Raw genomic sequence first — 6,691 nt, 5'->3', positions numbered from 1 at the left:
CGCGCGCAGCGAGGAGCCCATCCCGTCCCGCCAGTCCGCGTTCGGCACGACGAGCGCGCCCAGCACCTCGACCGGCGCCGCCCCGGTGACGACCAGGATCGGCGCGCAGCCCGCCGCTTTGAGCGTGCGCACGCCCCGGTCGACCAGGCGCTCCCCTTCGAGTTCGACGAGGGCCTTCGGCGTGCCGAACCGGCCGCCGGGACCCGCGGCCAGCAGGATTCCCGCGATCTTCCCCATCAGAGCACGATAACGCGTACGGTCTGACCATTCACGGAACCCGAATTATCCCGATTCCCGATTGACTTTATAGGAATACAGGCGGCATCCTGGTGGACGGCGGGAGGTGACGATGTCCGACGAACTCACCGACGAGGCCGCCTACGCATGGCCCCGACGCGAGCGCGTCCGCCGCGACGGAGGCAACCTCGAGACGAGGTGGGAGGCGCTGCGCGGCGCGGGCCACCACACGCCCACCGAGCAGTTCTTCGTCCGCACCCACACCAACGTGCCGCGGATCGACGTCACCACCTGGACCCTCTGGCTGCACGGCGACGGCCTCGCCGACGGTCCCGTCGCCTTCTCCTACGAAGACCTGCGCGCGTTCCCGCAGGAGGACCTGACCGCGTTCGTCGAGTGCGCGGGCAACGGCCGCGGCTACTTCACCTCGCAGCAGAACCAGCGGGTCGAGGGCACCCCGTGGGGGCTCGGCGCCGTCGGCGTCGCCCGCTGGCGCGGGGTCCGGCTGGCCGACGTGCTGCGTGCCGCGGGCCTGACCGGGGACGCCCTCGACGTCATGGCGCGCGGCCTCGACGACCCCTACCGCAAGGACGGCCGCGACCTCGGCCGTGTGCGCCGTCCGCTGCCCGTCGCCAAGGCGCTGAAGGACGTGCTGCTCGCCCACGAGATGAACGGCGAGCCGCTCTCCCCCGAGCACGGCTACCCGTTCCGGCTGATCGTGCCCGACTGGGTGGGGATCGCGTCGATCAAATGGGTCGGCGACATCGAGGTCTCCACAAGCGAGCTGCACTCCCCCTGGTCGACCGAGCTGTACCGGCTGTACGGGCTCGGCCATTCCGCCGAGGGCAGCGCCCCGCTGACCACGATGCCGGTGAAGAGCGCGTTCGAGCTGCCGCCCGGCGCGCGGCTGACGGTCGGCTGCGAACACCTGCTGACCGGCCGCTCCTGGTCGGGGAACGGCGCGATCCGGCAGGTCGAGATCTCCTGCGACGGCGGGGTGTCCTGGATTCAGGCGCGGATCGTCGGGGACCGCCGCCCGCACACCTGGACGCAGTGGGAACTGCCCTGGCGGCCGGAGCGGCGGGGCCCGCACGAGCTGATGGCCCGGGCGACGGACGAGCAGGGCGTCACCCAGACCAAGGGCCAGCCGTACAACACGCTCGGCTACCAGTTCGCCGCGATCGTCCGCCACCCCGTGACGGTGATCTAGCCCCGCTCGGGTTCCTGCGCCTCGCCGTACTGTTCGAGCAGGGACCGCAGATCGTCGGCCGCGGCGCGGGCGGACGGTCCCTCCGAGCCCTGGATGCCCAGGACTCCGAGGGTGCGGCCGTCCGCCAGATCCAGGTACGGCCAGGGCTGGCCCGGCTCGAACCCGATGGCGAGGATCTCCGCCCAGGCCAGGCGGTGGGTGCGCAGCGGGTTGACCACGGTCAGCCCGTCGGCGTCCGCGGTGGCCCGCGAGCGCGTCACGATGTACATGATCCCGGCGACGAGCGCGCCGAACAGCACCAGGCCGATCCGGTCGGGCAGCTTGAACGAGCCCTCGACGATGAAGGCCAGCACGATCATGAGGGCCATGACGGCCGTCGCCATGACGAGGGCGACGGCGCGGGCCCGGCGCGGACGCCAGGTGACGGGTACGGAAACGCTGGTCACGGCCGTACTAGTCAATGATCTTGGAGATCGGGATCTCGAGGATGTCGCGTCCGCCGGCCGACTTGATGTTCGGGATCAGCTCGTTGATCCCGACCTTCGCCACCACCGACTCGACCGCGTACATCTCGCCGCCGGCCAGCGGGGTGACCGTCGGCGACGCCATCGCCGGGACGACGCTCAGCACGTCCTGGAGCTGCGCGGCGTCGACGTTCAGCTTGATCAGCACCTGGCCGCGCGCCCGGATGACGCCCTGGAGCAGCAGCGCGATGTCCTCCATCGCGGCGCGCTTCTCCGGCACCTCGTAGGCGGCGCGGTTGGCGACCAGCTCGGTGTAGCTGACCAGCAGGGTGTCGAGGATCCGCAGCCCGTTCTTGCGGAGCGAGGAGCCCGTCTCGGTCAGGTCGACGATGACGTCGACGATGTCGGGGACCTTCGCCTCGGTCGCGCCGTACGACGGGAAGGTCTTCGCCTTGACGCCGTGCTTGGCCAGGAACCGGTCGGTGAGCGCCGGGAACTCGGTCGAGATCCGGACGCCGTCGGGCAGGTCGGAGACCTTCTGCCAGGGCGCGTCCTGCGGGACGGCCATGATGACGCGGACCGGGTTGGAGGTGGCCTTGGAGTACTTCAGCTCACCCAGCGACACGACGTCCGCGTCGGTCTCGGTGATCCAGTCGCGGCCGGTGATGCCGAGGTCGAACAGGCCCTGCTCGAGGTAGGTGGGGATCTCCTGCGGGCGCAGCACCCGGACCTTGTCGATGCGCGGGTCGTCGATCGAGGCGCGGTAGTCGCGTTCGCTCGCGCGGCGCACCGTGAGGTCGGCGGCGCCGAACAGCTCGAAGGTGGCCTTCTCGAGGGAGCCCTTGGGCAGGACGAGGGAGAGCATGGTGATGCCTTTCAAAAGGGATGGAAGGGATTCCGCGGGGGCTGTTCGTTAGGAGCGATGCTCCGCGCCATGGCGGATGTGACCGTGATGCGCGTTACCTCGCAGGGTCATAGCCTCGCGTGACGCGGCCACAGTCGCCTCCCATCCCTTTCATTAAGTCCTCGTAACAGGCAGGACACTATCACGGGGCGTTACTCGCCCTTGAGCTGCCTGAGGGTGAGCGCGGTCTCCAGCGCGGCCACCACCGACTCCCAGCCCTTGTCCTCCGTGGAGTCCGCCAGCCCGATCCGCGCGACGGCCTGCGCGAGGTTGTCCGTGGTCAGGACCCCGTTGCCGACCGGGGTTCCCTCGTCCAGGGCCACCCGGGTCAGGCCGGCGGTCACCGAGTCGCAGACATAGTCGAAGTGGGCGGTCTCACCCCGGATCACACAGCCCAGCGCGACGACCGCGTCGTGGGTGCGGGCGAGCTGCTGCGCGACGACCGGCAGTTCCAGCGCGCCCGCCACCCGGACGGTGGTCGGGGCGTCGACGCCGCACGCCTTGGCGGCGTCCTGCGCCCGCGCCAGGAGCTGGTCGGTGATGTCGCCGTGCCAGCGGGTCGCGACGATACCGAGGCTGAGGCCTGCGGCCTCGACCGTGATGTCCTCCGGACGTCCCGCGCCGCTCATGACAGTCCCTCGATCTCGTGGCCGAGACGGTCGCGCTTGACCGTCAGGTAGCGGCGGTTGTGTTCGGTGACCCGGGCCGGCAGCGCCACCCGTCCGGTGATCTCCAGACCGAACTCCGCGAGCGCGGCGGTCTTGGCCGGGTTGTTGGTGAGCAGCGACAGCGACTTCACGCCCAGGTCGGTGAGGATGTGGGCGGCGTTGGTGTAGTCGCGGGCGTCGACCGGGTGGCCGAGCTCGAGGTTGGCGTCCACGGTGTCGGCGCCGCCGTCCTGCAGGGCGTAGGCGCGGAGCTTGGCGATCAGGCCGATGCCCCGGCCCTCCTGGCCGCGCAGGTAGACGATGACACCGCGGCCCGCGGCGGAGATCTCCTCCATCGCGGCGTCGAGCTGGGTGCCGCAGTCGCAGCGCTCGGAGTGGAGCACGTCGCCGGTGAGGCATTCGGAGTGCACCCGCACCAGGACGTCACGGCCGTCGGACAGGTCGCCGAGGACCATCGCGATGTGCTCGCCACCGTCGATCCGCGAGGTGTAGCCGACGGCCTGCCACTGCCCGAACCGGTTCGGGATCGTGGTCTCGGCGTCACGGGAGACCAGGGTCTCGGTGCGCTTGCGGTACTCGACGAGCTGCTCGATCGAGATCAGCTTGAGGTCGTGCTCCTTGGCGAACACCTCGAGCTGCGGCAGCCGCGCCATGGTGCCGTCGTCGTTGACGATCTCGCAGAGCACGCCGGCGGGACGCAGGCCCGCCATCCGGGCCAGGTCGATCGTGGCCTCGGTGTGGCCGCGGCGGACCAGGACGCCCTGGTCCTTGGCGCGCAGCGGGACGACGTGGCCGGGCCGGCGCAGATCGGACGGGACCGTCGCCGGATCGGCCAGCAGCCGGATCGTGTGGGCGCGGTCGGCCGCCGAAATGCCGGTGGAGACGCCCTCGGACGCGTCGACCGTCACCGTGTAGGCGGTGCCGCGCACGTCCTGGTTGGTGTGGTGCATCGGCGGGAGGTTGAGCCGGTCGGCGTCGGCCTCGGTCACCGGCGCGCAGATGTACCCGGAGGTGTACCGGACCGTGAAGGCCAGCAGCTCGGGGGTGGCGTGCTCGGCCGCGAAGACGAGGTCGCCCTCGTTCTCGCGGTTCTCGTCATCGACGACGACGACCGGACGCCCGGCCGCGATGTCGGCAAGGGCCTCTTCGATCGTGTTGAAGATCGTCACTTCCGGTCTCCGATCATGCGTTCCACGTACTTGGCGACGACGTCCACTTCGAGGTTCACGGGGTCTCCTGGACCCTTGCGACCCAGGGTCGTCAGTTCGAGGGTGGTGGGGATCAGGCTGACGGTGAAGTAGTCCCGCGCGGCCTCGACGACGGTCAGGCTGATGCCGTCGACCGTGATCGAGCCCTTCTCGACCACATAGCGCGTGATCGGCTCCGGGAGGGAGATCTTGACGAGCTCCCACTTCTCCGAGGGGGTACGGCTGATGATCTGGCCGACGCCGTCGACGTGGCCCTGCACGAGGTGGCCGCCGAGGCGGTCCTGCAGCCGGACGGGGCGTTCGAGGTTGACCTTCGAGCCGGGGACCAGGGCGCCGAGCGAGGAACGCTCCAGGGTCTCCTGCATGACGTCCGCGGTGAAGGAGTCGTCCTTGAGGTCGACGACCGTGAGGCAGACTCCGTTGACGGCGATCGACGCGCCGTGCACGGCGTCGGAGGTGACCAGCGGGCCACGGATCTCCAGGACGGCCGATTCAGGGCCGTCGGACTTGCTGATGATCTCGCCGAGTTCTTCGACGATGCCGGTGAACACTCCCCTGTCCTCCTTGGTCTAAGGGGAGCTCCGGGGGTACTCAAACCGGCCCTGCCGTGAAGACGGCGCTCTGGGAAGAGCACCTGGCAAGGTTCGGCTCGCGCGCTGCCTCCCATCCGGACTTTCACCGTCGGTCCCGGAATCCCACCGGATCAACCGGCCGATGGCTTCGGCCGGGTCGCGGACTGTCACCGCCGGTTCGGAATTACACCGACCCCGGAGCACGCTTTGTTGAACGATGTCTTTACCCAACGGGCCCCGGCATTCCGGGACCCTGACTCTGCAACCAGTTTGCCACGCCCGGCATTCCCGGGACCACGTGACCCATGCCACGGCCACTTTTGGCCAAGCGAGCGCTTGGTTGTGTTACCGTGCTCCGCCGAAACCGAACGGCTGGTCCACGCGGGCGGCCTTCTCCGCCAGCGCGCGCAGGTTGCGGACGGCCTCGGCCGGATCGGCCGCGCCGTAGACCGCGTTGCCCGCCACGAAGACGTCCGCGCCCGCCTCGGCGGCGCCCTCGATCGTCTCGGCCGCGACCCCGCCGTCGACCTGGAGCCAGATGTCGAGCTCCCGGCCCTTGATCATCTCGCGGGTGCGGCGGATCTTCGGCAGGACCATGTCGAGGAACTTCTGGCCGCCGAAACCCGGCTCGACCGTCATCAGCAGGACCATGTCGACCTCGGGAAGGAGATCGTCGTACTGCTCGATCGCGGTCGCCGGGTTGAGCGCCAGCGAGGCGCGCGCCCCGGCCGAACGGATCTGGCGCAGGGTGCGGACCGGGGCCTTGGCGGCCTCGGCGTGGATGGTGACGCTCTGCGCGCCGGCCTCGGCGTAGGCCGGGGCCCAGCGGTCCGGGTCGTCGATCATCAGATGGCAGTCGAGCGGGATCGCGCTGTGCCGCAGCAGCGACTCGACGACCGGCAGGCCGAGGGTCAGGTTCGGGACGAAGTGGTTGTCCATCACGTCGACGTGGACCCAGTCGGCCGCGTCGGAGATCCGGCCGATCTCGTCGGCGAGCCGGGAGAAGTCGGCGGACAGGATGCTGGGAGAGATCTGAATGCCCATGATGGTTCCGAGTGTAGGGTTCCCGCCGGTCACCGCCTCACCCGGCCGGGTGATCAGACGGGTTGGCGTGCCGCCGGCCTGCCGCCGGGAAAGGCGATGCCGAGCTTGACGAAGGTTTCGGGAGCGCCCCACGTGGCCCAGAGACCGGCCACCGCGAACAGGACGAACTTCATGAAACCGCCCTGGCCGAAGAAGAGGCCGACACCCGTCACGACCAGGAAGCCGAGCAGGCCGATCGGCACCCTGAGCAGCTTCTGCGCCGTGGACCCGGCCGGGGTGAAGCCGCCGCGGGCCGTCATCGCCGACAGCCCGGCGAGGGTTCCGGCGAGCAGGCCGCACAGGGTCGCGCCCGGGTCGGTGCTGACGCGCGGCGCGCGCCCCCCG

At 70.1% G+C, this 6,691-nt stretch carries 8 protein-coding genes, 1 pseudogene and 1 riboswitch; of the genes and pseudogenes, 1 reads left to right on the top strand and 8 read right to left on the bottom strand.

Features of this window, described 5'->3' with window-relative positions:
* A partial coding sequence (locus ACYVE7_RS26545) for a nucleotidyltransferase family protein (RefSeq protein ID WP_460368263.1) occupies positions 1 to 237 on the bottom strand: 237 nt, incomplete at its 3' end.
* A gap of 112 nt (positions 238 to 349) precedes the next feature.
* Between ACYVE7_RS26545 and ACYVE7_RS26540 the strand changes: the two genes are divergently transcribed.
* On the top strand, positions 350 to 1,447 hold the full coding sequence (locus ACYVE7_RS26540) for a sulfite oxidase (RefSeq protein ID WP_460368261.1): 1,098 nt from the start codon (positions 350 to 352) through the stop codon (positions 1,445 to 1,447).
* On the opposite strand, the gene ACYVE7_RS26535 is transcribed toward ACYVE7_RS26540, so the two are convergent.
* The 7 genes and pseudogenes from ACYVE7_RS26535 to ACYVE7_RS26505 all read right to left on the bottom strand — a co-directional run.
* On the bottom strand, positions 1,444 to 1,893 hold the full coding sequence (locus ACYVE7_RS26535) for a PH domain-containing protein (RefSeq protein ID WP_460368259.1): 450 nt from the start codon (positions 1,891 to 1,893) through the stop codon (positions 1,444 to 1,446). The genes ACYVE7_RS26540 and ACYVE7_RS26535 overlap by 4 nt on opposite strands.
* A gap of 7 nt (positions 1,894 to 1,900) precedes the next feature.
* On the bottom strand, positions 1,901 to 2,776 hold the full coding sequence (gene hisG, locus ACYVE7_RS26530) for an ATP phosphoribosyltransferase (RefSeq protein WP_460368257.1): 876 nt from the start codon (positions 2,774 to 2,776) through the stop codon (positions 1,901 to 1,903).
* 191 nt (positions 2,777 to 2,967) lie between these two features.
* The gene (gene ribH, locus ACYVE7_RS26525) at positions 2,968 to 3,444 is read right to left on the bottom strand and encodes a 6,7-dimethyl-8-ribityllumazine synthase (RefSeq protein ID WP_460368255.1); all 477 of its coding nucleotides are present in this window, start codon (positions 3,442 to 3,444) and stop codon (positions 2,968 to 2,970) included.
* Positions 3,441 to 4,652 (bottom strand): bifunctional 3,4-dihydroxy-2-butanone-4-phosphate synthase/GTP cyclohydrolase II, encoded by a 1,212-nt coding sequence (locus ACYVE7_RS26520; protein WP_460368252.1) that lies wholly within the window; start codon positions 4,650 to 4,652, stop codon positions 3,441 to 3,443. The genes ribH and ACYVE7_RS26520 overlap by 4 nt, the downstream gene beginning before the upstream one ends.
* Positions 4,649 to 5,242 carry a riboflavin synthase gene (locus ACYVE7_RS26515; RefSeq protein ID WP_460368250.1) on the bottom strand — a complete coding sequence of 198 codons (594 nt, stop codon included), beginning with the start codon at positions 5,240 to 5,242 and terminating at the stop codon, positions 4,649 to 4,651. The genes ACYVE7_RS26520 and ACYVE7_RS26515 overlap by 4 nt, the downstream gene beginning before the upstream one ends.
* A gap of 98 nt (positions 5,243 to 5,340) precedes the next feature.
* Positions 5,341 to 5,471: riboswitch (FMN riboswitch) on the bottom strand.
* Positions 5,472 to 5,608: 137 nt separating this feature from the next.
* Positions 5,609 to 6,307, bottom strand: coding sequence for a ribulose-phosphate 3-epimerase (rpe, locus tag ACYVE7_RS26510; RefSeq protein ID WP_460368248.1), 699 nt, complete (start codon positions 6,305 to 6,307; stop codon positions 5,609 to 5,611).
* Positions 6,308 to 6,360: 53 nt separating this feature from the next.
* Positions 6,361 to 6,691 (bottom strand): annotated as a pseudogene (locus tag ACYVE7_RS26505) (hypothetical protein); the annotation flags it as partial.

It is taken from the genome of Actinocorallia lasiicapitis, from assembly GCF_054778695.1.
The sequence above is the reverse complement of the archived record's forward strand: the minus strand, read 5'-3'. Positions and strand labels throughout refer to the sequence as shown.

Bases quoted from the DNA above. Each gene is read 5' to 3' on its own strand.
- ACYVE7_RS26540 (WP_460368261.1), top strand. From the start codon at position 350: ATGTCCGACGAACTCACCGACGAGGCCGCCTACGCATGGCCCCGACGC.
- hisG (WP_460368257.1), bottom strand. From the start codon at position 2,776: ATGCTCTCCCTCGTCCTGCCCAAGGGCTCCCTCGAGAAGGCCACCTTC.
- ribH (WP_460368255.1), bottom strand. From the start codon at position 3,444: ATGAGCGGCGCGGGACGTCCGGAGGACATCACGGTCGAGGCCGCAGGC.
- rpe (WP_460368248.1), bottom strand. From the start codon at position 6,307: ATGGGCATTCAGATCTCTCCCAGCATCCTGTCCGCCGACTTCTCCCGG.